This is a genomic window from Azoarcus sp. KH32C, assembly GCF_000349945.1.
Lineage (GTDB): Bacteria > Pseudomonadota > Gammaproteobacteria > Burkholderiales > Rhodocyclaceae > Aromatoleum.
On the sequence record NC_020516.1, the window covers coordinates 2,393,599 to 2,420,083 of the forward strand.

The 26,485-nt window shown below is 63.2% G+C and carries 25 protein-coding genes and 2 tRNA genes; 16 read left to right on the top strand and 11 right to left on the bottom strand.

Going from position 1 to position 26,485, the window contains the following annotated elements:
• Positions 1–20: 20 nt before the first annotated feature.
• The 6 genes from AZKH_RS10420 to AZKH_RS10445 form a co-directional block, all read right to left on the bottom strand.
• A complete protein-coding gene (locus AZKH_RS10420) occupies positions 21–1,115 on the bottom strand; it encodes a branched-chain amino acid ABC transporter substrate-binding protein (protein ID WP_015435732.1) in 1,095 nt (364 codons plus the stop codon).
• Complete coding sequence (locus tag AZKH_RS10425; RefSeq protein ID WP_015435733.1) at positions 1,112–1,810, bottom strand: GntR family transcriptional regulator; 699 nt, start codon at positions 1,808–1,810, stop codon at positions 1,112–1,114. Before AZKH_RS10425 ends, AZKH_RS10420 begins: the two co-directional genes overlap by 4 nt.
• A 129-nt stretch (positions 1,811–1,939) precedes the next feature.
• On the bottom strand, positions 1,940–2,293 hold the full coding sequence (locus AZKH_RS10430) for a VanZ family protein (protein ID WP_015435734.1): 354 nt from the start codon (positions 2,291–2,293) through the stop codon (positions 1,940–1,942).
• Positions 2,294–2,300: 7 nt separating this feature from the next.
• Entirely contained in the window at positions 2,301–2,516 is a 216-nt protein-coding gene (locus AZKH_RS10435; protein ID WP_015435735.1) for a hypothetical protein, read from the bottom strand.
• A gap of 22 nt (positions 2,517–2,538) precedes the next feature.
• Positions 2,539–2,937, bottom strand: a complete 399-nt coding sequence (locus tag AZKH_RS10440) for a thioredoxin family protein (protein ID WP_015435736.1) — start codon at positions 2,935–2,937, stop codon at positions 2,539–2,541.
• 69 nt (positions 2,938–3,006) lie between these two features.
• Entirely contained in the window at positions 3,007–3,630 is a 624-nt protein-coding gene (locus tag AZKH_RS10445) for a hypothetical protein (protein WP_015435737.1), read from the bottom strand.
• Between the two features lie 413 nt (positions 3,631–4,043).
• Between AZKH_RS10445 and AZKH_RS10450 the strand changes: the two genes are divergently transcribed.
• The 4 genes from AZKH_RS10450 (at position 4,044) to AZKH_RS10465 (ending at position 9,966) form a co-directional block, all read left to right on the top strand.
• Positions 4,044–6,056: a TonB-dependent siderophore receptor gene (locus tag AZKH_RS10450; protein ID WP_015435738.1), complete on the top strand. Its 2,013-nt coding sequence runs from the start codon at positions 4,044–4,046 to the stop codon at positions 6,054–6,056.
• An 8-nt stretch (positions 6,057–6,064) separates the two neighbouring features.
• Positions 6,065–6,625 carry a YfiR family protein gene (locus AZKH_RS10455; protein ID WP_015435739.1) on the top strand — a complete coding sequence of 187 codons (561 nt, stop codon included), beginning with the start codon at positions 6,065–6,067 and terminating at the stop codon, positions 6,623–6,625.
• Between the two features lie 13 nt (positions 6,626–6,638).
• A complete protein-coding gene (locus AZKH_RS26310; protein ID WP_015435740.1) occupies positions 6,639–8,744 on the top strand; it encodes a bifunctional diguanylate cyclase/phosphodiesterase in 2,106 nt (701 codons plus the stop codon).
• 64 nt (positions 8,745–8,808) lie between these two features.
• Positions 8,809–9,966, top strand: coding sequence for a PQQ-dependent sugar dehydrogenase (locus AZKH_RS10465; protein ID WP_015435741.1), 1,158 nt, complete (start codon positions 8,809–8,811; stop codon positions 9,964–9,966).
• A 32-nt stretch (positions 9,967–9,998) separates the two neighbouring features.
• Here AZKH_RS10465 and AZKH_RS10470 read toward each other — a convergent pair whose 3' ends face one another.
• A complete protein-coding gene (locus tag AZKH_RS10470) occupies positions 9,999–10,427 on the bottom strand; it encodes a thioesterase family protein (protein ID WP_015435742.1) in 429 nt (142 codons plus the stop codon).
• Between the two features lie 233 nt (positions 10,428–10,660).
• Between AZKH_RS10470 and AZKH_RS10475 the strand changes: the two genes are divergently transcribed.
• A complete protein-coding gene (locus tag AZKH_RS10475; RefSeq protein WP_015435743.1) occupies positions 10,661–12,790 on the top strand; it encodes a DUF1631 domain-containing protein in 2,130 nt (709 codons plus the stop codon).
• Between the two features lie 22 nt (positions 12,791–12,812).
• A complete protein-coding gene (locus AZKH_RS10480) occupies positions 12,813–13,748 on the top strand; it encodes an HDOD domain-containing protein (protein WP_015435744.1) in 936 nt (311 codons plus the stop codon).
• Positions 13,749–13,768: 20 nt separating this feature from the next.
• Here the strand turns inward: AZKH_RS10480 and AZKH_RS10485 are convergent, their stop codons facing one another.
• Positions 13,769–14,281: a hypothetical protein gene (locus AZKH_RS10485; RefSeq protein ID WP_015435745.1), complete on the bottom strand. Its 513-nt coding sequence runs from the start codon at positions 14,279–14,281 to the stop codon at positions 13,769–13,771.
• Positions 14,282–14,602: 321 nt separating this feature from the next.
• Between AZKH_RS10485 and AZKH_RS26315 the strand changes: the two genes are divergently transcribed.
• Positions 14,603–15,898, top strand: coding sequence for a GGDEF domain-containing protein (locus AZKH_RS26315; RefSeq protein ID WP_015435746.1), 1,296 nt, complete (start codon positions 14,603–14,605; stop codon positions 15,896–15,898).
• Positions 15,899–15,914: 16 nt separating this feature from the next.
• Here the strand turns inward: AZKH_RS26315 and AZKH_RS10495 are convergent, their stop codons facing one another.
• The gene (locus AZKH_RS10495) at positions 15,915–16,472 is read right to left on the bottom strand and encodes a putative metalloprotease CJM1_0395 family protein (protein ID WP_015435747.1); all 558 of its coding nucleotides are present in this window, start codon (positions 16,470–16,472) and stop codon (positions 15,915–15,917) included.
• Between the two features lie 199 nt (positions 16,473–16,671).
• Here AZKH_RS10495 and AZKH_RS10500 point away from each other — a divergent pair.
• From AZKH_RS10500 to gltX, 3 genes are all read left to right on the top strand, one after another.
• A tRNA-Val gene (locus AZKH_RS10500) sits at positions 16,672–16,746 on the top strand.
• A 27-nt stretch (positions 16,747–16,773) separates the two neighbouring features.
• A tRNA-Val gene (locus AZKH_RS10505) sits at positions 16,774–16,848 on the top strand.
• Positions 16,849–16,990: 142 nt separating this feature from the next.
• A complete protein-coding gene (gene gltX / locus AZKH_RS10510; protein WP_015435748.1) occupies positions 16,991–18,388 on the top strand; it encodes a glutamate--tRNA ligase in 1,398 nt (465 codons plus the stop codon).
• 8 nt (positions 18,389–18,396) lie between these two features.
• Here gltX and AZKH_RS10515 read toward each other — a convergent pair whose 3' ends face one another.
• Positions 18,397–18,906: a hypothetical protein gene (locus AZKH_RS10515; RefSeq protein ID WP_015435749.1), complete on the bottom strand. Its 510-nt coding sequence runs from the start codon at positions 18,904–18,906 to the stop codon at positions 18,397–18,399.
• Positions 18,907–19,199: 293 nt separating this feature from the next.
• Here AZKH_RS10515 and AZKH_RS26320 point away from each other — a divergent pair, with 293 nt between their 5' ends.
• The gene (locus tag AZKH_RS26320) at positions 19,200–20,318 is read left to right on the top strand and encodes an ankyrin repeat domain-containing protein (RefSeq protein WP_015435750.1); all 1,119 of its coding nucleotides are present in this window, start codon (positions 19,200–19,202) and stop codon (positions 20,316–20,318) included.
• A 31-nt stretch (positions 20,319–20,349) separates the two neighbouring features.
• On the opposite strand, the gene AZKH_RS10525 is transcribed toward AZKH_RS26320, so the two are convergent.
• The gene (locus AZKH_RS10525) at positions 20,350–20,811 is read right to left on the bottom strand and encodes a hypothetical protein (RefSeq protein WP_015435751.1); all 462 of its coding nucleotides are present in this window, start codon (positions 20,809–20,811) and stop codon (positions 20,350–20,352) included.
• A gap of 172 nt (positions 20,812–20,983) precedes the next feature.
• Between AZKH_RS10525 and AZKH_RS10530 the strand changes: the two genes are divergently transcribed.
• The 5 genes from AZKH_RS10530 to bzdQ all read left to right on the top strand — a co-directional run bounded on the left by AZKH_RS10530 (position 20,984) and on the right by bzdQ (position 26,472).
• Complete coding sequence (locus AZKH_RS10530; protein ID WP_015435752.1) at positions 20,984–21,880, top strand: helix-turn-helix transcriptional regulator; 897 nt, start codon at positions 20,984–20,986, stop codon at positions 21,878–21,880.
• A 347-nt stretch (positions 21,881–22,227) separates the two neighbouring features.
• On the top strand, positions 22,228–23,367 hold the full coding sequence (gene bzdN / locus AZKH_RS10535; protein ID WP_015435753.1) for a benzoyl-CoA reductase, bzd-type, subunit N: 1,140 nt from the start codon (positions 22,228–22,230) through the stop codon (positions 23,365–23,367).
• A gap of 26 nt (positions 23,368–23,393) precedes the next feature.
• A complete protein-coding gene (bzdO, locus tag AZKH_RS10540) occupies positions 23,394–24,698 on the top strand; it encodes a benzoyl-CoA reductase, bzd-type, subunit O (RefSeq protein ID WP_015435754.1) in 1,305 nt (434 codons plus the stop codon).
• Positions 24,699–24,716: 18 nt separating this feature from the next.
• Positions 24,717–25,526, top strand: coding sequence for an acyl-CoA dehydratase activase (locus AZKH_RS10545; protein WP_015435755.1), 810 nt, complete (start codon positions 24,717–24,719; stop codon positions 25,524–25,526).
• A 37-nt stretch (positions 25,527–25,563) separates the two neighbouring features.
• Positions 25,564–26,472 carry a benzoyl-CoA reductase, bzd-type, subunit Q gene (gene bzdQ / locus AZKH_RS10550; RefSeq protein WP_015435756.1) on the top strand — a complete coding sequence of 303 codons (909 nt, stop codon included), beginning with the start codon at positions 25,564–25,566 and terminating at the stop codon, positions 26,470–26,472.
• The last annotated feature ends 13 nt before the right edge of the window (positions 26,473–26,485 follow it).

Consider the following 26,485-nt stretch of genomic DNA (forward strand, 5'->3'; position numbering starts at 1 on the left):
CGGCCAATCGGAACAGAGGCTTACTTGGCGTAGTCGTACTGGCCGCCCTTCCACTGATACACGACGAAGCCCGGCTTCTTCTGGTCGCCCTTGGCGTCGAAGGAGAGGTCGCCGATCACGGTCTTGAAGGTGTTGCCGCGGATCGTCTTCTCCAGGTCGGCGAACTTGGTGCTCTTCGCCTGGGTGGCCGCTTCCGCGAACAGCTGGAATGCGGCGTAGGCGTACATCACGTAGCCTTCAGGCTTGACGTTCGCAGCTTCGAACTTCTTGACGACCGGCGCAGCGTCCGGGTTCTTGCGCGGATCGGGCGAGAACGTGAACATCACGTTGTCGGCGTTGGCGCCGGCTGCGGTGACGAGCTCCGAGTTGGTCATCGTGTCGCCGCCCATCACGGTCAGCTTCAGGCCGGCCTGCTGCGCCTGGCGCAGGATCAGTGCGACTTCGGTGTGGTAGCCGCCGTAGGCCAGCACTTCGACGCCGGCTTGCTTGAGCTTCGTGACGATGCCCGAGTAGTCCTTCTCGCCCGCAGTAATCGATTCGCGCAGCGTGGGCTTCACGCCCTTGGCTTCCATCGCCTTGGCCATCTCGTCGGCGAGACCCTTGCCGTAGGCGCTCTTGTCGTCGAGCACGGCGACCTTCTTGCCTTTGAACTTCTCGGCGATGTAGCTGCCGGCGACCATGCCCTGCTGGTCGTCACGACCCATGATGCGGAAGACGTTCTTCAGGCCGCGCTCGGTGACCTTCGGGTTGGTCGACACGGTCGCCATCGGGATGTCGGCTTCCGAATAGACTTCCGACGCGGGGATCGTCGAGCTCGAGCACCAGTGGCCGTGCATGAAGACGATCTTCTTGTTGACCATGGCATTGGCAACCGACACGGCCTGCTTCGGATCGCAGGCATCGTCGCCGACTTCCAGCTTCAGCTTCTGGCCGAGCACGCCGCCCTTGGCGTTGATGTCGGCGATCGCCATCTCTGCACCTTTGCGGATCTGCTCGCCGGCGGAGGCATATTCCCCCGTCATCGGGCCGGCGATCGCCACTGCCAGGTCGGCGTGCGCAAGTTGGGTCTGGGCGCCGAGCGCGAGGAATGCGGTGGCGATGAGCGTCTTTTTCATGTGTTTCCTCCGTGGTGTCGATGGACGTTCAGGTACTGCACGAGCGTCGCCCCCGCGTCGAGCACGTGGGCCCGGGTCAGGGACGCCGCAGCGTCGGGATCGCGCCGCGCGAAGGCATCAAGGATCGCCTGATGTTCGCGCTGCGTCTTGGGCATCTCGGTCTGCGTCGTCATCGCCAGCAGGGCGCGCACGTAACGCTCGACCTTATCGTAGAGCGCACGGATTTCCGCCAGCAGGATGGGGCGGTCCGCGTCTGCATACAGTGTCGAATGGAACTGCCAGTTCAACTCGCCCCAGCGTCCCGTGTTAGAGGAGGCCACGAAGTCGGCAAGCTTTTGGCGAGCCTCGGCGAGTCGTTCGTCAGTGATGCGCGCGGCAGCGAGACCGGCTGCACGGGCTTCGAGCAGCGCGCGGATGTCCATGTATTCCGAAATTTCCGCCGGCGACAAGCCGGCGACGACGGCACCACGGTTCTTCGAAAAACTGACCAGTCCTTCCGCCTCGAGCCGCTTGAGCGCTTCACGCACGGGAATCTTGCTGACGTGGAAGCGGGAAGCGATTTCGTCCTGGCGGAGGACTTCTCCGGTGGCCAATTGCCCCTCGACGATGGCATCACGCAGCGCTTCGGCGATCTGATCCGATGCCGACAGGCGCATCACGCGCGGAACTTCGAGTTGGTCGAGTGCAGAGGCCATCGAAAGTATTCTATAAGATCGTATACGGTATACGTGGAAGCCGCAGATTACATATCCTTCAAATCGATTACAAGCTGCAGTGCAGCATCGGAAACAGGGAGGCTTGGTCCGCGAAAACGGACAGAAAGATCAGGCGCGCCGGGAGCGGTTCCAGAACTGCGCTACAACCGCGGCCGCCAGAACGCCGGCTGCATCAGCGACCCAATCGCGCACGTCGCAGGAGCGCCAGCTGGTGAAGGATTGTGCGATTTCGATGGCTGCGCCGTAGGTGAGGATTCCGGCTGCCAGGGTGCGAAATCTACCCGGCCAAGCGGCAGCGCCGAGCAGGGTGATCGTGAAGAAGGTCAGCACGTGCTCGACCTTGTCCTGCCACGAGACGATCTTGGGTTCGTAAGTCGTCGGCAGCAATGCAACAACGAAGACGGCGATGAGTATCGCTACGAAGAACGACCTTAGAAGTCGAACGCGTCGTGATGTCGACACGGAAGCCTCAGCCTTCGGGAGTCTTCAGTTCCACCCACAGGACCCATTGTCCGCAGGCATTGCGGGGACTGCGCAACGAACCGTGCCACGGGCCTTCGATGCATTCGCCCTTGTCATCGTGCTCGTCGTATTCCACCTCGCCGGCTGCGGAGCCCGGCTTGCGCTTGCCGCCCCAGCGATTGCAGGAGACGCAGCGTTTGCGATCGAGAACCTGGGTCGCCATCGGCGCTTTGCGGCTTGATTCGTCAGACCCGATCCGCCGCGACGTGGGCGGTGAGTGCGTCGCGAATGTTGCATTCGCTCTGCCAGACGGCCCGCTCCTCATTGGCCGATACGTAGGCCTGCGCCTCGGCATCGGTCAGTGCGGTCAGGGTTTCGAGCGTGCGTTGCAGGATCGCATGCTGGGGAAGCATCGTGCCGAAGAACAACACGCATTCACCGCGCTGGATCAGCAGGGTCGGGAAATTCTCGACGTCGAGGTCGGTGATCCACTCCGCTTCGTCTTCGACGTCGATCCAGTAGAACCCCGCCTCCGGCCACTGCGCGGACAATGCTTCGAAGCCCGCACGGTATTCCCGGCACGTGCCGCACCATTCGGCACACAGGCAGATTACGAGGAGATCGGGGAGAACTGGCGTTTTCATCGGCACGACGTCGGAGGAGCGCCCGACGAGGCTAACACACTCCGACACCTCGCCCAAATCGCTCCAGGGCTAGCCAGGCTGATGTTGGATCCGATATACCTTCGGGTCGTCCGCGTATTCGATCAACACCTTCCTGACCCGTTCCTGCCAGAGCTCGGCGAAGCGCGCACGGATTTCCGGACCGCAGCCCGGGTGCAGGCTGCAGGCCATCAGCTCCGGCATTGCCGGATCGGCTGGAATCGGCGCCAGGTCGACCTGCGCGTCGACGACAGCGCCGTTGTCGAGGCGCGAGAAGCGGACTGCCATCGGCTGTTCGGCGGCAAAATCCAGCAGGTTGCGGCGGACGAAGCGTGCTGCGACTCCCTTGAATCCCCCCTCGTGCGCGGCGCCGGTCAGCAGCGTGACGACGCTCGCGATCACGCCCGTCACGCCGCTGTCGATGGCGTCGCGAAAGCGGACCTGCACGCCGCCCCGCTCAGGAATGCTGTCGGGGTATAGCGCCGCGAGCGCATGGCAAGTCAGCATGTAGGCCGACGCGACGGTCGGGCAGGAATGTCCGGCCAGCCGGACGGCATCGTCGTAGCGATATTCGAACAGACCCTTGTCGGCAGCGCCGAGAAATTCGGCGAGGGGGTCGCGGACGAGCAGTCTTCGGACATCGGCGAGGAAATGAGGTTGTCGTTCGTTGTGCATGCAGGATTCTCCGGGGCAAGGATCGTCGCCGGCCCGTGGGCGGTGAGTCGTGACGGAATCGCATGCAAGGGTCGCAATGAAGGCGCCGTCCGGCCTTGATCAGTGTCAATACCTATCAGATCGCGGGGGAAGCGGTACCGCTTACTCGTGCCGCCGGCGCAAATCGACCAGATGACACTGACGTTTGTCACGCCATACAAAAAAATGGGTCACGTTGGGCAGCTCTAATCACGAAATGCGTTCGGAATGTGGTAACAATGGCATATGCACAAAAACAAGGCGGCCGAAGAGCCCTTTAGCCGTGTCCCCCAATGGCTCGGACGATCGGGCTCTGGCGAAATCGGTCGGCGAGCACGGAGTGCGGCTTTTCGGCGTGGAGACCCGGAGCCGAATTGAAGATGAGGGATCGGGCAATGGCCGCGTCGCGACAGCTTGTCTTTGCCCTTGCGCTCGGTGTGGCGCAGGGGAGCGCCGGAATGGCGCATGGGGCGGATCTGACGGATATCAGCTTTGAAGAATTGACTTCGCTGAAAGTCAGTTCAGCGTCACGCTTCGTTCAGTCGGCGCGCGAGGCGCCGTCGGCGGTGGAGGTCATTACCCGCGAGGACATCCGGCGCTATGGCTGGAAAACTCTCACGGAGGCGCTCACCGCCCTCACCGGCATCTACGCCGTCAACGACCGGGCGTACGACTTCGTCGGCGCCCGCGGCTTTCTCGTGCCGGGCGACTACAACACGCGCTTCTTGCTGATGATCGACGGGCAACGAACCGCGGACAACGTCTACGAACAGGCGATGTTCGGCAGCGAGTTCCTGCTCGACCTGAGCTTGGTCGATCGCATCGAGTACGTTCCGGGGCCGGGTTCGGCGATCTACGGGAGCAACGCAATCTTCGGCGTCATCAACGTGATCACCCGCCGCACCGAGGAATTGCCGCCGCTGCAGCTCGCCACGCGCCTTTTCGATGACAATCTGCACGAGGCACGAGTGACGGCCGCGAAGCGGTTCAAATCCGGCGCTTCGTTGCTGATCTCGGTGATGCAGGGCGAAAGGGATGGGCGCAACGAAAAATATGCCGACCCCGGTGGCACGCTGCTGCTGCACGGCGGCGAGGTTTCGCCTGACGGCATTGCCCACGATCTCGACCGGCAATTCCGGCAGCAGCTCTTCGCCCGCTACGAACTCGAGGCATTGTCGCTGACGGCAAAATACGGTTCCCGACGCATCAAGCCCTCGTCGGGGCTGTACGGGACGCTATTCGATGACGCGGGCATTAGCATCGAGGACACCTACTTCAGCACCGTCGCACGCTACCAGCGTCAGCTTTCCGCAGATCTGGGCGTCGATGCGCGGCTGGAGTATGGGGAAATGGTCTACCGGGCCGATTATCCGTATGACGACGACAGCGGCAACCGGTACATCAATCACGACGATACCGCCGGCGCCTGGTGGAGTGGCGACGCCCGCTTCCTGTATTCCGGACTGGCCGATCACAAGCTTGTCGCCGGCTTCGAGGCCGCGGTCGATACCACGGCCCGGCAGCGTAACTTCGACGTCGGCGTTGCCGTCAATCCTTCCCTGGATGCGGATAGCCGTCGCCATCGAACCGGCATCTATGCGCTCGACGAATGGGCGATTGCCGAGCGGTGGCGGATCAATGCCGGATTGCGCCACGACCGATTCTCGATCGGGGATTCGGCGACGAGCCCGCGGCTCGGGGTGATCTGGCTTGTCGACGAGGCCAACACACTGAAGCTGCTCGGCGGGCGGGCATATCGCGTCCCCAATGCCTACGAGCGCGACTATGCCAACGGTTTCAGCTACCTCGCCAACACGGCGCTCGAGCCGGAAACCATGCAAACCATTGAAACCGTATGGGAAGCGCGCCCGGGGCCCTTACGCGACTACCGCATTTCGCTGTTCGACTACCGGATCTCGAATCTGATCGCCCAGATCGAGACGTCAGGCGGAGCCTTGCAATTCCAGAACCAGTCCCGCATCAGCGCGCGGGGGCTCGAGCTCGCATGGCGTGAGCGCTGGACATCGGGCGCGCAGCTCCAAGGGAGTGTGGGATTCAATCACGCGCGCACCGACGACGGTAAGCGGCCCGGGTTCAGTCCCGCGTGGCTCGCCAAGCTGCGCGCAAGTCTCCCGCTGCCGGGAGATTTCTGGGTATTGAGTGCCGAGCTGCAGGCTCAGCCGGCGACACGCTACGTCTGGCATGACCAAGGGCAGCGCCTGCCGGGACGTACCCTCGTCGACGTCGCGCTGACGCCGGCCCGGCTCGCTCCGGGCCTTGACGGGTACCTGCGGATTCGAAACCTGTTCGACCGCCGTTTTGCATACCCCGGCTCCGACGAAGCGCCCGTGCCCGCGGTTCCCGGGATCCGGCGCACCGTCGAGCTTGGCGTGAGCTACAGCTTCTGAGAACCCGGATGATGCCGATCCGCACCCGACCGGTCCAGGCCACCACCCATTCTGCGTGGTATGCCCTGCGGTTTGCCGCGATGATGTTCGCGGCCGTGTTCGGGCAGGTGGGGGGCGCGGCAGCCGATGGCGGCGAAGGGGCCCTGAAGGCGGCGTATCTTTACAACTTCGCCGTATACACGGACTGGCCGGTGTTGCCGACAACGTTCGAGTTCTGCATTGCGGGCAAGGATGACTTCGGCGACAGCCTCGACGCGATCGCGCGCAAGCAGATATCCGGCCGCCAGATCCGCATCCGGCGCTTTCAGGGGGGGGACGTGCCGGGCGAGTGCAATCTCGTTTTCATCGTCGCCAGCAACCGGGTGGCCGGTTCCCAGGTGCTCGCCGCGGTGGCCAGGCGCCCCGTCCTGACGGTGGGCGACGTGGGCCTCGAGACCGACGACAGGCCGATGCTGCAACTCGCCAGAGAGAACGGACAACTGTGCTTCAGCGTCAATCAGCCCGCGGCGCATGCCGTCGGGCTGACCTTTTCGTCGAAGATGCTGCGCCTTGCGCGCAGCGTCCAGTAGGGAGATATCCCCGATGCGGACATGGTTCGACAATCTCCCGATCCAGAAGAAGCTGTCGATTCTCAACGTGCTGACCGCGCTCATCGCGGGGATCGTGGCAGCCTTGCTGCTGGTCGTCATGATCTGGCGCGTCGAATACGACGGCGCGAAGCTCGAGACCGAGGTCAAGGCGGCCATCATCGCCGAGAATGCGTTGCCGGCGCTGCAGTTCGGCGACCGGCGGACCGCGCGGGAAGTCCTGTTCGGCCTCAGCCGCGACAGGAACGTCGTCGCCGCACGAATCGTCAGCGGCAAGGGCGAGGTGTTTGCCGAATACGAATCGGATGCGGCACGGGCGCCCCATCCCCGTTTCGGCCCCCGCGACATCGAGGTCGAAGTGCCGATGCTGGTCGGCACCGAGCGGGTCGCCACGTTGCGCATGACGTCCGACACCGCCCACGTCCTTGCGCAAATCGCCACCTACGTCGGCGCCGTGGGCTTTGCCACGATAGTGTCGCTGCTCGTCGGCAGCCTGATCGTTTTGCGCCTGCAGCGCGGGATCACCGATCCGCTGTCGCAGCTCACGAGCCTGATGAAGGACGTGTCTTTGGGCGGAGATCTCTCGCGACGCGCCTCGGTTCCGAGTCACGACGAACTGGGCGACCTCAGCGACAGCTTCAATCGCATGATCGAGCAGGTTGAACTGCGCAACCTCGCGCTCGGCAAGGAGTTGTCGGAGCGCATACAGGCCGAAAAGCGCCTCGAACACCTCGCGCACCATGACCAGGTCACAGGCTTGCCGAACCGGCACTTCTTCCGCCTGCGTACCGCCGACCTCCAGCGGGCCGGCGTGCTCCAGCAATCGACGACGGCCCTGTTCTTCATCGATCTCGACAACTTCAAGTACATCAACGACACCTTCGGCCACGACCTCGGCGACCAGGTGCTCATCGCGGTCGCGGAGCGGTTGTCCGGCTCGGTTCGCGCCCACGACATGGTCGTGCGTTTCGGCGGCGACGAATTCGTCGTGTTGCTGGATCGTGTCGGCGATGAGTCCCACGCATCGAGGATCGCCAGCAAGCTGCTGCAAGCGGTGACCGAGCCGATGGCGGTCGGCGGACAGGACTTCTTCGTGACCTGTTCGATCGGCGTTGCGCTGGCCCCTGTGCATAGCGAGACGTTCGAAGCGTTGCTGCAGAAGGCCGACGCGGCGATGTATGCCGCGAAGAGTTCCGGCAAGAACGCAGTGCGCGTCTGGGAGCCTGCAATCTCCTATCAGACGACAAGCCGTTTCGCGCTGGAGAGCGATTTGCGGCAGGCTTTGGCGCGGGGGGAGATCGAGCTTCACTACCAACCTATCGTCGAGCTTGCGACGCAGCACGTCGCCGGTGTCGAAGCCCTGATGCGCTGGCGCCACCCGACGCGTGGCTTTGTCCCGCCCACCGAGTTCATTCCGATCGCCGAAGACTCGGGCCTGATCATGGAACTCGGCGAATGGGCGATGCGCACGGGCTTTTCCCAGGTCGCAGCGTGGAATCAGCGGTTCGGACCGCTATTCGTCGCCGTAAATGTGTCCGGTCGCCAATTCCGCGATCCGGCCTTCCCGCGCGTCGCGGAAAGGATCGCCCATGCCAGCGGCCTGGCGCGCGAAATGAGCGAACTGGAGGTCACCGAAAGCATCATCATGGAACACTCGAGCGAAGCGGTGGGGATGCTTGAAGACCTCTCCACGCGCGGGTTTTCGCTCGCGATCGATGATTTCGGCACTGGCTACTCGTCGCTGTCCTACCTGAAGCGTTTCCCGCTCGACAAGCTCAAGATCGACCGAAGCTTCGTGAAGGACCTGCCGGACGACCGTGAAGATGCGGCGATCGCCGAAGCCATCGTCGGATTGGCCCGTACGCTTTCGATGCGCGTGGTCGCGGAAGGAATCGAAACGGCTGAACAGGCGCGCATGCTGACCGAGCTCGGTTGCCAGTACGGCCAAGGGTATTACTTCAGCAAGCCGTTGCCGGTCGAGCAACTGGAGCTGTTGCTTTCGGAAAACCGTTGTTTGGCGCTCGCCGACACCTCGATCGGCGCAACGCCAGGCGAGCCGTATGGCATCCCGCCGACGGAGCAGATGCAGGCCGGGGGCTGATTCAGGCACATATCGGGCATGGGGTAGTCAAAGCGGTTCGGTTGTCACCTCCGGGAGACGGACAATGGATGCTCGCATCACGAACTTGGGACGTCGCGGAGTGCTTGCACGCGCGGTCGTGCTTTGCCTGTCGGGGACATGGAATGGCTGGGCGGCCGCTCAGGAGACGATCCGCACCGAACTGGCCAGCGTGCGCGTGACGCCGGTGGCATCCGGCCTCGATATCCCTTGGTCCCTTGCGTTCCTGCCCGATGGGCGGATGCTGGTCAGCGAGCGTCCCGGCAGGCTGCGGATCGTCGCAGCGGACGGCGCACTCTCCGCACCGCTGCGCGACGTACCGCCCATGCAAGCGGCGGGGCAGGGCGGGCTGCTGGATGTGGTCCTCAGCCCGACCTTCGCCTCCGACCGCCTGGTCTACTTTTCCTTCTCGCAGCCGACCAAACGCGGTGCCCGCACGGCGGTCGCCAGGGCGACGCTCGATCTCGACGGGCTCGCGCTACGCGACGTGCGCGTGATCTTCACCCAGAACGAGGATCCGCCCGGACAGCATCACTGGGGCTCACGCCTGGTCTTCGCGCGCGACGGAAACTTGTTCGTCACGCTGGGCGAGCGCTTCTTCCTGCGCGACCGTGCCCAGGACCTCGGCAGCCACCTCGGAAAGGTCGTCCGCATTCGGCCCGACGGCAGCGTTCCGACCGATAATCCCTTCGTCAAACGCTCCGGCGCTGCGCCTGAAGTCTGGTCCTACGGCCATCGCAACGTCCAGGGCGCGGCGCTGCATCCGCAGACTGGAGAGCTGTGGACCCACGAGCATGGGCCGCAAGGTGGGGACGAAGTGAATATCGACAAAGCCGGGCGCAACTACGGCTGGCCGGTCATCACCTACGGCCGCGAATACGTCACCGGTGCGCGCATCGGCGAAGGCACCGAGCGGGCCGACGTCGAGCCGCCCGTACACTACTGGGTGCCGTCGATCGCCCCGTCCGGCATGACCTTCTATACCGGGAATGCCTTCCCGAAATGGAAGGGGAACCTCTTCGTCGGAGCCCTGAAGGCGCAGACGCTCGTGCGCCTGGAACTGGAGGGCAACCGGGTCGTTCATGAAGAGCGCTTGCTGGGAGAGTTGAACAGCAGGATTCGCGACGTCAGACAGGGACCGGACGGGAAACTCTACTTGCTGGACGAGACCCATGGACGCATCCTGCGTCTCGATCCCGTCTGAGCGCCTGCAATAACAGGTTACGGAAAAGGACTTCAGCCTGCCGCCAGCTTACCGATAAACGCAGGTGGAGCGGCCGTGATCTTTCGCTGGCCGTAATCGAAAAACACGATGCCGAACTTGCCCCGTGCCACCTCACGTTCGCTCGATTTCTCGCGCACGCGGTAGACGAGGTCGCAGCCGTATTTGTTGAAGTCGGAAGCTGTCATGTCGAAGACCAGGATTTCGCCTTCGAAGGCTTCGGAGAGGTATTGGATCGCGGCGTCCGCCACGACCGTGCCAACGCCTTCGACATCGGTCTGAGTGTAACCGAGCGCCTTGAAGAAGCGCTGACGGGCTTCGGAGACGAGCGTCAGCATCTGGAGATTGTCGAGATGTCCGGCCTCGTTGATATGGCTCGAATGGATTGGCAACTCGGTGGAAGACAGAAAATGCTCAGGAAGATCGATGCGGATGCGGGCCATGGCGGAAGAACCGGTTCTCATAATGATCGTGGCTCGTACATCATAACGTCGTCGATCCGATCCATGACCTTTCGTGCCCGGCGGAATGCCGGTCGTCGGCTGGCCTTGACGGAATTTGACTGTGGCGACACCCGAAATGGTGCTTTGTGTCACACTGCATAGACGCAGGAATCGACGGGAATGCCGCTACGGGTAAAACTACGAAGCAGCTCGCAACCGATGCGGGGCACTACGTGACAATCGAACAGACATCGCGAAATCCGGACCCGTCCGAGCCGTTCCGCCCGCACAAGGGGGTGCTGCTCGAATGCCGCGATTTTGTCAGCCAGCGCGTACGCGAGGCCTTGGCGCGCGCGGTCGGTGAAGTTGATGCCGAACTGCAGGGACGACGTGGCGACGCCACCTCGGGCGACGAGTCGCAACGCCTGATCGAATTGCAGGTTCTCATCCGCCGCGTCGGAGCTGACCTCGATCGGGCCTTCAGTACCGGCTTCGACAAGCAATTCCAGGAGCGCGCCGGCGCAGCCAGTCCGGCGGGCGATTTCTATCAGAAAAACAACGGTTTTTTCCCCGAACTCAGCCTTGTCGAAGAATCGGTCATCGACGAATCGCTGATGGTCCGAAACCTCTCTGCGCGCCTGGAGCGCAATTGCGAGGCCGAAAGCCATGACCTGCAGACCCGCGTTGCATTCATGTTGGGCGAGAACGACATCGACAACACGAACAACCCGATCGGGCCCATGGCGATTTGTGAGACGCTCAAGAGCATCTGCTGGTCCCAGGACGCAGCAGGGGAACTGCGCGCCGCAGTGCTCGAAATGCTCGTCTCAAGGCTCACCAGCGACATATCTACCGTTTACCACGATGTCAATGCCCTGCTCGTTTCCCGTAAAGTGATGCCGAACGTACGTGCCCGCGCCAAGCGCGGAAAGGCTGTCCAGCGGATCGCCGCGCGCCGCAACGGCGCCCCCGGCCAGGAGGACGATGCCGCCGACATCGTCAAGCAGCTGTTTTCGGCCCGAGCGGCCGCCGAGTTGCCGGACTGGAAGCGCCGCACCGGAGCGGCCGACCTCATGCAATTGCTCAGCGGCCTGCAGCGAGGCCAGTCCGACGTCGGGCTGGGCGGACAGGAGTTCTCGATCGAACCCGAGGCCGCCGCGTCCGGCAATGTGATCACGCGCCTCGTCGAGGCGGGGCTCGGCAAACACGTCGGAACGCTCGACGGTATTATCATCGACGTCGTCGCGACGCTGTTCGACTACATCTTCGACGATTCGCGCATCCCCGACGCGATGAAGGGGCTGATCGGGCGGCTGCAGATCCCGGTGCTGAAGCTCGCGATGATGGATCATGGCTTCTTTGCCAACCGTGGCCATCCGGCGCGGCGCCTGATCAACGCGCTGGCACAGGCCGGGGTGACCTGGGATGGCCCCCTCGAAGCCGACAGTACGCTGTACCGCACCGCAGAAGCGATCGTGGTGCGCATCCAGAACGAGTTTTCCGAGGATGCCGAAGTCTTCGCGAGTTGCCTGCAGCAGTTCGAAACCTATCTCGTCGACCAGGAGCGCAATGCCGACGCGCGGGCCGCGACGCTGACCGACCGCCTCAAGGAGCGCGAACGTCAGGAACTCGCCCGGCAGGTTGCCCGTGACAGCGTTGCCGGATTGCTTGCGAACGAAGCGATTCCGCAGGTCGTTCGCAGCTTCATCGAAGGTACGTGGATTAAGGTACTTGCCGCGGCCTCGCTCGAAACCGCAGGAGGCAGCGAGCCCGCGAAGGAAGGCGAGCGTTGGCGCGAAGCGATGGCGACAGTCGACGAGCTCGTCTGGAGTGTCTTGCCGATGCAGGGCGCGGAGTCGCGTCAATTGCTGGTTAAGCGCCTGCCCGGCATTCTGCAGAACGTGAAGGCCGGCATGCGGCGCGTCTCGATGGACGAGGCCGCCCAAAAAGCCTTCTTTGCAGAGCTTGTGCAATGTCACGCCGCGGCGATGAAAGCTGCTCCGGCGGCGCCAGCGGCAACGACAGGCGCACCGGCGGCGGCGCCGAGGCCGGCCGGACGCGCGTCGACCTTCCGTCCGCCCGACGAGGAGCCGACGCCCGAGTTGCTCGAACTGGATCTTCTGAGCCGTGGCAGTTGGGTCGAGCTGAAGGACGAATCGGGCGACATCCGACGCATGCGCCTGACGTGGATCAGCCCGGCCCGAACGATGTACCTCTTCGCCAATCGCCAGGGCGTACGGGCGCTGGCATTGACGCGCGACGAACTGAAGCGGCGCTTCGCTAACGGCGAGGCGCGCACAGCCGATCAGGAACCGCTGCTGGACCGTGTCGTCGATGATGTGCTCGACGAGCTGCGGGGTTGAACCGGACTTCAAGGAACGAAGCATGAGCAACACTGCAAGCCCGCGCGATCGTGGGCAGGTCGTCGGCAACATCCGTGATTTCCTGCTGGCGGCGGACGAACTACCAAGTCCCCGGGGAGCCGCGCTGCAGCTCATCGAGCTGGCGCGCGACCCCAATGTCAGCATCGACGCGGTGGTGCGGGTTATTCGCTCCGACCCGGCGCTATCGGGCTTTGTCCTGCGTGCCGCGTCGGCGGCCCGGTTCGGACGAACCGAGCGTCCGCTCGATCTCCATCAGTCCGTGGTCCGGCTGGGCATGAATATCGTCCGCGCCCATGCCGTTGCGCTGTCGCTTGTGGCGAACCGGCCGAAAGTCGCTTCCGGGCGATTCAACTACAATGCGTTCTGGACTTCGTCGCTGCTCAACGCCTCTGTCATGGAGGCACTGGCGCGCCATCGAGGTGACCTCCCCGCATCGGAAGCGTTTACGCTCGGCCTGCTCAGTGATATCGGCATGCTGGCGTTCGCCACCGCGTCTCCCGCAAATTATGACTTGGCACTCGACCGTGCGGCGCAGTTCGACGGACCTGCGGAGGAGGTCGAGCAGCAGACTTTCGGCTTCGACCGGCACGAGCTTTCTGCCGTGCTGCTCGTGGACTGGGGTATCCCGACGGCCTTGGCCGACGTCGTCTATTGGCAGCGGGACCCGGAAGGAGGCGGCTTCGAGCCCGACTCGCGCTCCTACCGCCTTGCCTGCGCGCTGCAGCTTGCAAGCCGGTTGGCGGAGGTGTGCCTGAGCGGCAGTGCGGACGTCGAAAGCGTGGCGACGGTGTATCTGCGTGCGGCCATACTCGACCTTTCGCCGGAAGAGACGCGTTCACTCGCGAACGACGCGCTGGCGGAACTTCCGGTGTGGATCGGATTGGTCGGGCTTCCCAAGCCGCAGATTGCCGCCCTGCCTTCGGACTGGGTTGCCTGACGCGGCTTCGATCAGTCAGGTCACAGGACCTGGAGCAGGTCGTTCCTCAGTTCTTCGGCGCGCCGTCTTCCCGAGCGGCTGTCGACGATCATGCGGTACCAGCTTGGAAAATGGGCGCGCAGCTCTTCGTGGGTTGCCGCCGAATTGATCTGGCTCATCAGCGAGATGGGACCGTAAAGGCTGCAGAACGACTTCAGTGTATTGATCATGAAGTTGCGGGCCTTGTCCAGATCGCGCGGATCGGGAGTCTGCGGAAGTTCGCGGAATGCCGTGATGGACGGCATGGGGCCGTCGGGGACCGTCTGATCGGCGCCATTTTCGCGCCGGATCCCCTTCACCTCGATCAGCGCAAGTTCCTCGAGCGTGCCCAGCGTGTGGGTCAGGTCGTCGGCCGAGACGAGGTCGCGCAACTCGTCGACCGTGCGTCGGCCATCGATCAGGATCAGGACGCGCCGCATTCGCGGCGAGAGTTCCCCGCTGCGGTTTGTCATCTCCGCCAACCCCATCGGGGTCTTGGTGAAAACCACGCCCATCGAATGTCTCCTTTGTTATGACGCGACGTCCATCGAGGGACGTCGGCCGGCGATTCTTACACGTTTGTCGTGCGCCGTGGGAGAGGTGTTGCAGGCGGGGTATCGAACGCGAAGTTGAATTATGACTTTTAAATGTTCTGAGAAATGATAAACTGAAAAATTATTGGACCTTCCATATTCAACTTTCGACAAAATGTCGATGGATTAAAGGAGAGGGTTGGTGCGAATGGTCTTGCCTGTTCGATCGACTGCCTCTGCCGCGATTTCCTCGTCTTCGTTCGGAGGGACGCCGGTCCGTCCGGTCGGCGCGGAATTCGCGGGATGAGTCGTATCGAATATGTCGCTGCACGACTGCGTGCAGGCCTGGGGGGAGCCGGGCGCCGGGTTGCTGAGCTGCGCTCGGTGGTCGTTCTGGCCCTCGTGATCATCCTGACGCTCGGCGCACATTTCTACATCTACGCGTATCCGTCCCTGGTACGCATGCTCGTCGAGGAGTCCGAACTCGACGCGCTGCGAGCCGCCAAGGTGCTGCAGCATCTGGTGCTGGGCGAAGGTGCCCAGTGGGTGCCGCTGGACGAGCGACGCAGCAATTCAATCGAAAGGGTACGGCAGGCGCTCGGCGTGCTCACGTTCAAGATATTCGATCGCGACGGTGTGCTCGTGTACTCGAGCAACGGGCGAGGCTTGGGCACGAAGAACACGGGTGAGCACTTTCGGGAGGTCGTCGCCAAGGGCTCGACCTTTTCGCATATCGTCGATCACGAAGAGTTGACCGTGGACGGCGATCGCGAAGCGCGCGATGTCGTCGAAACCTACGTGCCGGTGATGGTGGGGGAACGCTTCACCGGTGCTTTCGAGGTCTATTACGACATCACCGAGCGGCGTGTCGAGTTCGACCGGCGTGTCGGGAAGATCAACTTCGGTGTTGCGTCGCTGCTGGTCGGACTCCTCTCTATCTTCTCAGTCACTGTCTTCCGCTCCTATCGTTCGGCGCTGGTCGCGGAGCGCGACCATACGCGTCGGCTTAGAGAGGAAATCGACCAGCGGCTACTCGTCGAGGAAGAACTGCGGGCCAGCCACGGTCACTACCGTTATCTGGCCCATCACGATACCCTCACCGGCATCGCGAACCGCACGCTGTTCCTCGACCGGTTCCAGCATGCGCTGGCAAACGCACGGCGGCACCGCACGCGGATTGCGCTACTCTTCATTGACCTAGACCGATTTAAAGTGGTCAACGATACCTACGGGCATGAGGCCGGGGACAGGATGCTCAAACGAATGGCCGACATCCTTCTGGAAACGGTTCGCGAGAGCGATACCGCCGCGCGCATCGCCGGCGATGAGTTTGCCGTGCTGGTCGAGCATGCCGATGAGCGGACGGTCGAGGCCTTGCTGCTTCGTCTGTCGGGAGAATTCAAGAAGGCGAGGGCGATGGGTGACCCGTCGTTACCCTTATCCGCGAGTATTGGCGTCAGCCTGTTCCCCGAGCATGGTGACGACATGGAGACCTTGCTGCACCGGGCCGATCTCGCGATGTACCGCGCGAAGTCCGAGTCCCGGGGCTCGTGGCGCTACTTCAGTCACGACCCGGATCCGCTGCCCGAACCGGCCTGAGGGCGGTTCTCGTCCGCTACGCGTACGTATCAATCAGTCCGCCGACCTGCTGCGGTTCGAGCGTTCGCTGCAGGCTGAGTTCGCGCCGGCCCGCCTGTGCCCCGGGCCCCGTGTCCGTCGATTCCGTGCTCTGTGCGGCCTCGATGCGTGCCTCGATTTCCATGTGGCTCGCCGCAGCCGCGACTTGCCGGTCCTGTGCGGAAGGGTCTGCGGGAGCGAGTGCCGCCGCCCGTACCTGCTGGGCACGCCGGATCGTCTCTTCCGGCGTGCGACCCGGGGAGGTGTCGATGGAGACCTCGCCGCCCACCGCATACAACTGTCCGTCTGGTCCACGCTGGTAGGTGTAGCTCGGACCGCCGCGGACGAGACCCGCTCCGGCTGCGAGGTGGCTCATCTCGTGGGCGCGAACCTCGCGGTCGGATTGCTGCAATTGCGCCAACACGCGCTGATCCTCGGCCCTCAGTTGGCTAGCGGAGGCGGGCGAGGCCGTCGCGGACGCACCCGTGCGTTGACTCCCGATTGAGGCCTGAGTCAAGGAGGGGGTTGCCGCCGATGTAATGGAGCCGATGTTCATGCGGGTCGCACGCTGCCCGGGATGGCGCCGGCAGCCCGGCGCGATGGCCTGGTCAAGACCTGATTCAAAGATTAGATCGTCGATTGGCGGTCGGAAAGGAACCTTCTGACGGATTGGATGGGCCGCGCATGTTATCGAGGCGGTCGGGACTTGACGATTGAATCGGCCTCCCTCTACAATCGCGCCTCTTCGCCAAACTGGGCGGTTAGCTCAGCGGTAGAGCACTGCCTTCACACGGCAGGGGTCACTGGTTCGATCCCAGTACCGCCCACCAGTCATCGGCGAAGACGCACGGAATTCCGGGCGGTTAGCTCAGCGGTAGAGCACTGCCTTCACACGGCAGGGGTCACTGGTTCGATCCCAGTACCGCCCACCAGAGTAAGAGCCCTGAAGCTTCGGTTTCAGGGCTTTTTGCTTTTCATCGCGGATCTGCCGATTGCCTCGCCTCACCGGTGGGGGCCATCGCTCCGATGGCGTAGAATCCGCGTCTTCGAAAACGCTTCTGAGTCGATATCTCGATGGCTTCCACTGTTCGTACCCGATTCGCACCGAGTCCCACCGGTTTCCTGCACATTGGCGGCGCGCGCACCGCCCTTTTCTCGTGGGCCTTTGCGCGGCGCCACGGCGGTACCTTCGTCCTGCGCATCGAGGATACCGATGTTGCGCGTTCGACGCCCGAGGCGGTGCAGGCGATCATCGACGGCATGAACTGGCTTGGGCTGGAAGCCGACGAAGGCCCGTTCTACCAGATGCGGCGGATGGAGCGGTACAAGGATGTCGTGCAGGAGATGCTGGCGGCAGGAACCGCCTATTACTGCTATACGTCGCCTGAGGAATTGGAGCAGCTCCGCGAGGAGCAGCGCGCGCGGGGCGAGAAGCCGCGCTATGACGGCCGTTGGCGCCCCGAGCCGGGCAAGACGCTTCCGACGCCTCCCGATGGCGTGAAGCCGGTGGTGCGTTTCCGTAATCTGCAGGACGGCGTCGTCGCATGGGACGACCTGGTGAAGGGGAGGGTGGAGTTCGCCAACAGTGAATTGGATGACTTGATCATCGCGCGCCCGGACGGCACGCCGACCTACAACTTCTGCGTCGTCGTCGACGACATGGACATGCGGATCACCCACGTGATCCGTGGCGACGACCATGTTAACAATACGCCGCGCCAGATCAATATCCTGAAGGCGCTCGGGGGCGAGGTGCCGGTGTATGCGCACCTGTCGATGATCCTGGGCGACGACGGCACCAAGCTGTCGAAGCGCCACGGCGCCGTGAGCGTGATGCAGTATGCCGACGACGGCTATCTGCCGGAGGCGGTGATCAACTACCTGGCTCGCCTCGGCTGGAGCCACGGGGACGACGAGATCTTCTCGCGCGAGCAATTCGTCGAGTGGTTCGACCTGGACCACATCACGCCGTCCGCAGCTCAATTCAATACCGAAAAGCTGAACTGGCTGAACTCCCACTACATCAAGCAGGCCGATAACGGCCGCCTGGCGGCCGACGTGGCGCACCGCCTCGCACTGCGCGGTGTCGATCCGGAGGCCGGTCCGGCGCTCGAAGCGGTTGTGGGTCTCTACAAGGAACGCGTGTCGAATCTGAACGAGTTGGCCGATGCGGCCGAACTCTTCTGCGTCGAGGTCCATCCTGCACCCGAACTGATTGCGCAGCACCTGACCGAAGGCGCACGCGCGGCGCTGGCGAGCCTCGAGACTCGCCTTGCTTCGGCCAATTGGGATAAGGCCTCGCTGAACCAGGCGATCAAGGACACGATGGCCGAGCATGCGCTCAAGATGCCCCAGGTGGCGATTCCGCTGCGGGTCGCGGTGCTCGGAGTCGCCCAGACCCCGGCCATCGACGCGGTGCTGGAAGTGATGGGCCGCGAGCGGGTGCTCCGGCGCGTCGGGCGGTATCTCTGAGCGGATCGTCAGCGGAGATCGGGGTCTCCGCGCGCGTCCTGGTACAGGACGGTCTCGGCCAGAGACCGGAGGAATCTGACTTGACAGTCCGGGCGAGCCGAACAGATGACCGAGGTCGCCAATTCCTCGGCAGCGAGTTGATTGCTGGGCTCGCCGAAAGCCGGGATCGAAATCTGATGCCCCGCAAGCTGCTCGGGATGATCTCGAAGCTGCTTCGCGATCCGAGGGAGTTGGTAACTTCGGACACGCCCGATGGCCTGGGCCGGAGGCTGCACGTCCGACGGCTCGTCGGCGGCAGCCGGGATGGAATCCGCCGCCGCCGCGGCGTCGAGTTCACACAGGATGCGGCTTTGGGCTGTCCAGCATGTCCAAGTCATTGTTCCCGGCAAGGATGCGCTATCTGCCGGACTCTCCCCGGCCGCATCCACGACTGGAACGGCGGGCGGGAGGTTCATCAGGAGCGATGCCAGGGCGAACTGGGCGATCAGAAAGGGATTCCGCATGACATCGGGCTCCATGTCCTTTTTTCGGGCGAGCAATGCTCCACATGCCCTCGGTGCGCCCGCTACGGCAGATCGAGCGGGCGTGTCGCTACAGGCGGCGATTGCGCTGCAGCTAGAATGCAATATAGATATTCAGGCTGTCGTTGCAAGGCAGGAGTTGAAATTTCCGCGTCATTTTTTACGGAAGCTGAAACACGAAGCCGTCGGGCGAGCCGGGGGGAAAAGTCCTGAGATCCTCCGTAGATCTCGGGATGCAATGGCGGTGGGGGAAGCTGATAAAATCCCCTCCTCACGTCATTGGTAACGAAATGCAAGCCTTTCTTTTCTCGCGGCGCGTCGGGACCCGCGCTGCCAGGGGGCTCGCCGGGCTGATCCTGGCGGGCGTGTGCGGTACGGCCTCGTCCGCCGTCGGTTTACCGGCCTTCGAGGAAAAGTATCAGCCGGATTTTCATCCGACTCCGCGGGTGACCTGCCCGCAGTCGACGGAGTTGCCCCGGTCCTTGATCGAAGCGGCGGCGTGCGGCGACGTGTTTCGCGTCCGTGCCCGTCTCGCCGAAGGCGCCGACGTATCGGCGACCGACTCCCGGCCGCTGTTCAAGGGGCGCACGGCCTTGCATCATGCGGCACAGCGGGGGAATGGCGAGATCGTTGGGCTCCTGCTGGCGGCCGGCGCACGCGCAGATGTTGTCGATTCGCAAGGCAATACGCCGCTGCACCTGCTGGGTACGCGGCCGCGGTCGGCGGACGAGAGCGCAATCGCGCGCATGCTGATAAACGTCGGCGTCGATGCGCGAGTGCGTAACGCAGCCGGGCGCACGCCACTGGCCGAACTTCTTCACTTTGCACGCCACGATATCGATCCCTTGCGGTTGAGCCGGATTCCGCTGGCAGTGCTGCTCGACGAGGCGGAGGCGACCGGTCCGATTCCTATTCGTGGGACTGTCCGTGGGACTGTCGCAGCGGCGGCGGTCGATCCCGTCCGCGTTGTCGTGGTGGAGGATAAGCCGGTGGTGGCCGTAGCCACCGGGGCGGCGCCGACGCTGCCGGCTCAGGGAGATCCGGGAGCGCCGACGCAGGGTGCTGCACCTAAGGAAGACGCGGTGCGCTCTGCGCTCGATTCGTGGTTGGCCGCCTGGTCGGCGCGTGACGCGGATGCGTATATCGGTCACTACGCGGCCGGCTTCCGTCCGGCCGACGGGTCGAGCCTGGATGCATGGCGGGGGCAGCGTCGTGCCCGGCTGGGAGCGGCACACTCGATCGAGGTTACGATCTCCGATCTGCAGGTGAAGTTCGACGGCGCACATGCGGTTGCTCAGTTCAAGCAGGATTACCGCAGCGACAGTTTCAAGTCGCTCGATCACAAGATCCTGGTGCTGGTTCCCGAGGGGAGCAACTGGCGTATCGCCGAGGAGAAGACCTCGCGCTAGTGTTCGGGCTGCGCGGAGGTCGCGCAGCCGATCACCGGTTTCCGAGGCACTCCGTGAAGTACTGGTCGCGGAGTTCCCTTGCCCGGACGTCCTTGACGCGTTTGCGTCGCGTCGCGCGGCGAAACGCGCCGCTTTCGTCTTCGAGCTTGTCGGCCTGGCGCACGTAGCGGCTGCAACGTGCCGCTTGGCGTTGCTCGGCAAGCGTGCGTTCGGCGCGCTCGCTTTCCGCCATCCGCGCCTGCCTATCGCGTTCTGCGTCGGTCTGCCGAACGAAGTCGCGTTCGCGTTGGCGCGTAAGGTCGGAGAGTTTGCGGTCAGTTTCCGCAGGCTCGGTCACCGGCAGTGCCAGTTTCCTGCCCGACTGTGGGCATTGGGTCGCCTGATATGTCGGAGCGGCCTCGCTTTCGCAGCGGTAGATATCGGCTGCTTGGACGGTGCCGAGGGCCAGCAGGGCGAACGTCAGCGTGACGGAGCGTTGGAACGAAGGTGACATGGAGCGCTGAAAAGCTCAGATTATGCCATGTGGCTATATCGGAGCGCGAAATTTCCGCCTGTGAGGGCGTGACAATGTTTCAGCAGTTGCGGAAGGGGCTAAAATCTTGCCTTCTACTCTAGGTTTGGCACTATAGTGCATCGAACAAGCGCCGTTGGGATGAGGGGGCGAGATGTCGCATGACGAGAATACTGCCCGGCTGAAACGGCCGGATCTGTCGCTCGAGGAAAACAATTACCTCTTGATGCTGGGCGAGCGGATCCGTGAACTGCGTGCGCGACGCGGGATGACGCGCAAGATGCTGGCGCAGCAATCGGGCGTGTCCGAGCGCTACCTGGCCCAACTCGAGACCGGGCACGGGAACATTTCCATCATCCTGCTGCGGCAGATCGCGGAGGGCCTCGGCTTCCCCTTGGTGGACATCGTTCGCGAAGAGCCGGAGCAGTCGCCGGAGCTGACGCTGCTCGTCCAATACTTGAGCCGTTTTCCCCCCAAGACACATGAATGGGCGCGGCGCGTTCTGCAGGGAGAACTCGAATCGTCCGCGCGCGATGCACGGCGGCAACGGGTGGCCTTCATCGGTTTGCGCGGAGCGGGCAAGACGACGCTCGGCACGATGCTCGCGGAGCAGCGGGGCGTGCCCTTTCTGGAACTCGCGAAGGTGATCGAGCAGGAGGCGGGGGCGGAGCTGTCGGAGATCTTTTCGCTGTACGGGCAGTCGGCGTATCGCCGATACGAGCGCCGGGCGCTGGAGGCGGTGGCCGAGCAGCATGAAGCCTTCGTGCTGGTGGCGGGCGGAAGCATCGTGTCCGAACCGGCGACCTTCGATCTGCTGTTGTCCTCGTGCTTTACGATCTGGCTGCGTGCGTCGCCCGAGGAGCACATGGCGCGGGTGATGGCGCAGGGCGACTACCGGCCGATGAAGGGCAATCAGGAGGCGATGGAGGATCTGAAGCGCATCCTCGCAGGCCGGTCGGCGATGTACAGCAAGGCCGACGCGATTGTCGATACGTCCGGCAAATCTCTCGACGAGAGCTTCGCCGAGGTGCTCGAAGCGGTCACGCGCTGATCGCCGAGCCGCTCGGCCGGATATTCCACACTTTACGGCGACTGCTCCGGCAGCGGTCGCTACCCCAGAACCCCGCTCCTGCGGGGTTTTCTTTTTCCCGTCCTGATGGAGCTTTTCATTGCGCAGTGCAACAAATTGCACTTGCGCGGTACTCGCTCGCCAAAAAACTAGCTCTCATCCTTTGAAAGTGCATCAAATTGCAGTTTGATATGCAGGATATTTGACATATATCAACATCGACTGCACTCCACTGCGTAGTATGCGAAATCATGCATTAACGGAAAAATAATGCAGTAAATCGCGGATGCAAGGATTGCTTCTGCCGATACATCAGAGGAGATAGTTCGATGAGCGATGGTTTGTTCGACCAGTTCAAGACCTGGTACGAGAAGCGCCACGATTATGCACGGGACTGGAAGGCGCGGACCGGTGGTCAGGTGGTGGCCACGATGTGTACCTACACGCCGGAGGAGCTGCTGATCGCTGCCGGCATGCTGCCTGTGCGGGTGCTGGGGGCGCATGAACCGCAAAACGTGACCGAGCCGCACATCTTCGGCATGTTCTGTCCGTTCTGCCGCGACTCTCTGGCGCAGGGCCTGCTGGGCCGCTTCGACTACGCCGACGGCGTGACGCTGACTCAGTCGTGCATCCAGTATCGGCAGACCTTCAACTCGTGGCGCATGCATGTGCCGACGGTGAAGTGGGACTACTACGTGCCGATGCCCAACGACGTGCAGTCGCCTCATGCACGCAAGGCTCACTACGAGGAAGTGCAGTCCTTCCGCGTGTTCTTGCAGACGCTGACGGGCCGCGAGCTGAGCGACGCACGGTTGCGCGAGGCGCTGGAGATCGTCGACGAAAACCGCCGCCTGCTGCGCGAGCTGTTCGATCTGCGCAAGCAGAGCAACCCGCAGGTTACCGGCGTCGAGGCGCTGTATGCGTCCATCACTGCCCAGTTCGTCGACAAGCGCGAGCACAACGAGCAGCTGAAGAAGGTGCTGGCAGCGGTCAAGACCCGCAACCTGAACCGCCCGGAAGGCATCCGCTTCATGACGATCGGTTCGGAGAACGATGACGTCGCATTCATGGCGATGGTCGAGTCGGTCGGCGCGACGATCGTGGTCGACGACCAGTGCTCCGGCACCCGCTACTTCTGGAACGCGTCGAAGCCCGAAGCCGACGTCATCAAGGCGATCGCCGAGCGTTACTGCGACCGTCCGGCCTGTCCGACCAAGGACTACCCGAACCATACCCGCTTCGACCACGTGCTCGGCCTGGCGAAGGACTACGGCGTCCAGGGCGCGATCTTCCTGCAGCAGAAATTCTGCGACCCGCACGAGGGCGATTATCCGGATCTCAAGCGTCATCTCGAAAGCAACGGGATTCCGACGCTGTTCCTGGAATTCGACATCACCAATCCGATCGGCCCCTTCCGGATCCGTATCGAGGCATTCCTCGAGACGCTGACCGAAGAAGAGCTGTTCTGAACTGACGGGAAAGAGGGATAAACGCCATGGCAAATCTGTATCCGACCGAGCAGCTCAAGCTCTGGAAGAAGGCGAAGGAGCTTCGCGAGCAGTACTACATGAACTACGCCCGTGCGAAGGAGAAGGGCGGCCTGCGCTGGTCCGGCTCGGCCTGGGCGCTCGACGCGCTGCCCGCCGGCCTGGGTGACGACGTGTATTCGCTGACCGGCGAGCCGTATGCCGCTGCTGTGTCGCATGACCGCAAGTTTGCGAAGGAATGCATGGACGCCGCCGAGGCCTACGGTTTCGCCCGTGACCTGTGCTCCTACATGCGCATCTACTGGGGCGGCATGCACCTGAACAAGTATCTGTTCGGCGGCGAGTTTCCGAAGCCCGACTTCATCTTCCAGACGCAGATCTGCTGCTCGCACTCGAAGTGGTACCAGCACGTCGCGAAGGAAGAGCAGGTGCCGCAGTTCTACCTCGACGTCGGCGTCGGTCCGTACAAGGACATGACCGATTCGCGCCTCGACTACGTGACGAACCAGCTTCACGATGGTGTCGAGTTCCTCGAGAAGAGCACCGGCCGTAAGTTCGACGACGAGCTCTTCATCAAGGCGGTGAAGAACGAGATGCGTTCGACCTCGCGCTGGGCGGACATCTGCGCGCTGAACAAGGCGAAGCCCGCGCCGCTCGACGAGAAGACGATGTACTCGCTGTACGTGCTCTGCACGCTGTCGAAGTCGTCGCAGTGGTGCGCGGACTTCATGGACGAGCTGTACGAGGAAGTGAAGGATCGCGTCGCACGTGGCATCGCGGCGGTGCCCAACGAGACGGTGCGCATGATGTCGGACACGCAGCCGCCCTGGTCCTTCCTGAAGATCTTCCGCTACCTCGAGACCTACGGTGCAGTGTCCATCGGTTCGCTCTACACCTTCGCGCTCGAAGGCATCTGGGAAGACAAGCCGGACGGTTCCTGGGGCGGGCGCACGCTGCCGTGGGAGAAGGGGATCGAGATCAACGACCGCGACACGGCGATGCGTCTCTATGCCGACTGGAACCTCTCGAAGCCGCAGTGGCAGCACTTCTACGACCCGCGTCTGAAGACCGAAATGATGCTGCGCATCATCAAGGAATGGGGTGTCGATGGCGTGATGCTGCACCTGAACCGCGGCTGCGAAGGGCTCTCGCTCGGCATCATGGAAAACCGGCTGGGCATCGCCAAGGCCGGCGTGCCGGTGATGACCTTCGAAGGAAACATGGGCGACGAGCGCGAGTTCGACGAGGTGCGTACGCAGGCACGGGTCGACGCGTTCATGGAGCAGTTGGGTCTGCGCCGCCAGGCAGCTTGATCAGGAGGAGACGAAAAAATGTTTACCGCTGGAATCGATATGGGCTCCCGCAGCGTGAAAGTGGTGCTGCTGGAAGAGGTGGCTGTGGAAGGCGTGCCGGGCAAGCAGTACTCGGTGAAGAAGGCGCATCTGATGATGCCGGGCGACCTGGACGCCGATCAGGCAGCAGACAAGGCCTTCAATGAGGCGCTGTCGGCAGCAGGCGTGACGCGCGATCAGGTCAAGGCCGTGTTCGCGACCGGCGCCGGACGCACGCAGGTTGGTTTCGCGACCGAAGGCGTGACCGAGATGACGGCCGGTGCGAAAGGCGCGGTGTTCATGTATCCGCAAGCCCGCACGGTGGTGGACGTCGGTGCCGAGGAAGGCCGAGGCATCAAGACCGACGCCGACGGCAAGGCAATCGACTTCGCCGGTAACGAGAAGTGCGCCGCGGGCGCGGGTTCCTTCGCCGAGGCGATGAGCCGTGCGCTCCAGCTCTCGCTAAAGGAGTTCGGCGAGGCGAGCCTGAAGTCGGACAAGAGCATCCCGATGAACGCGCAATGCACGGTGTTCGCGGAGTCCGAGGTGGTGTCGCTGATCCACTCCGCGACGCCGAAGGAAGACATCGCGAAGGCGGTGCTGGATGCGGTGGCGAGCCGGGTGTGCGCGATGGTGCGGCGCGTCGGCATCGAGGGCAACGTGGTGCTGATCGGTGGCATGGGCCACAACCCGGGGTTCGTCGCGTCGCTGAAGAACGCGATGGACGTCGATGAGGTGTTGTTGCCCGAACTGCCGGAATACGTCAGCGCCCTCGGATGCGCGCTGATTGCCGCCGAGCGTGTGCACTGAGCCGACAAGCGACCAATACGGATATAGGAGCAATCAAATGAATGCAGAAGTTGCTGCCGCCACCGCACCGGAGAAGAAGGAATTCTGGCGCTGGCAGGAAAATACCTGGTTCGACGAGAGCAAGAACTGGAAGGATGCCAAGATCATCACCTGCGGCATCGACGTGGGCTCGGTGTCCTCGCAGGCGGTGATCGTCTGTGACGGCGAACTCTACGGCTACAACAGCATGCGCACCGGCAACAACTCGCCGGACTCCGCCAAGAACGCGCTCGCCGGCATTATGGACAAGATCGGCATGAAGCTCGAGGACATCAATTATGTCGTCGGCACCGGCTACGGCCGGGTGAACGTGCCTTTCGCCCACAAGGCGATCACCGAGATCGCGTGCCACGCCCGCGGCGCGAACTACATGGGCGGCTCCAAGGTGCGCACCATCCTCGACATGGGCGGCCAGGACTGCAAGGCCATCCACTGCGACGAGAAGGGCAAGGTCACGAACTTCCTGATGAACGACAAGTGCGCGGCCGGTACCGGGCGTGGCATGGAAGTCATCTCCGACCTGATGCAGATCCCCATCGCCGAGCTGGGCCCGCGTTCCTTCGAGGTCGATGAGGAGCCGGAAGCCGTGTCGTCGATCTGCGTGGTGTTCGCGAAGTCCGAGGCGCTGGCGCTGCTGAAGGCGGGCTACACGAAGAACAAGGTGATCGCGGCGTATTGCCAGGCGATGGCCGAGCGTGTCGTGAGCCTGCTGGAGCGGATCGGTGTCGAGGAAGGCTTCTTCATCACCGGCGGCATCGCGAAGAACCCGGGCGTCGTGAAGCGAATCGAGAAGCTGCTCGGCATCAAGGCCGTCGATACGAAGATCGACAGCCAGATCGCCGGCGCGCTGGGCGCGGCACTGTTCGGCTACACGCTGATGCAAAAGCAGGGCGCGAAGGCGGCCTGATCCGGAGCCGGAT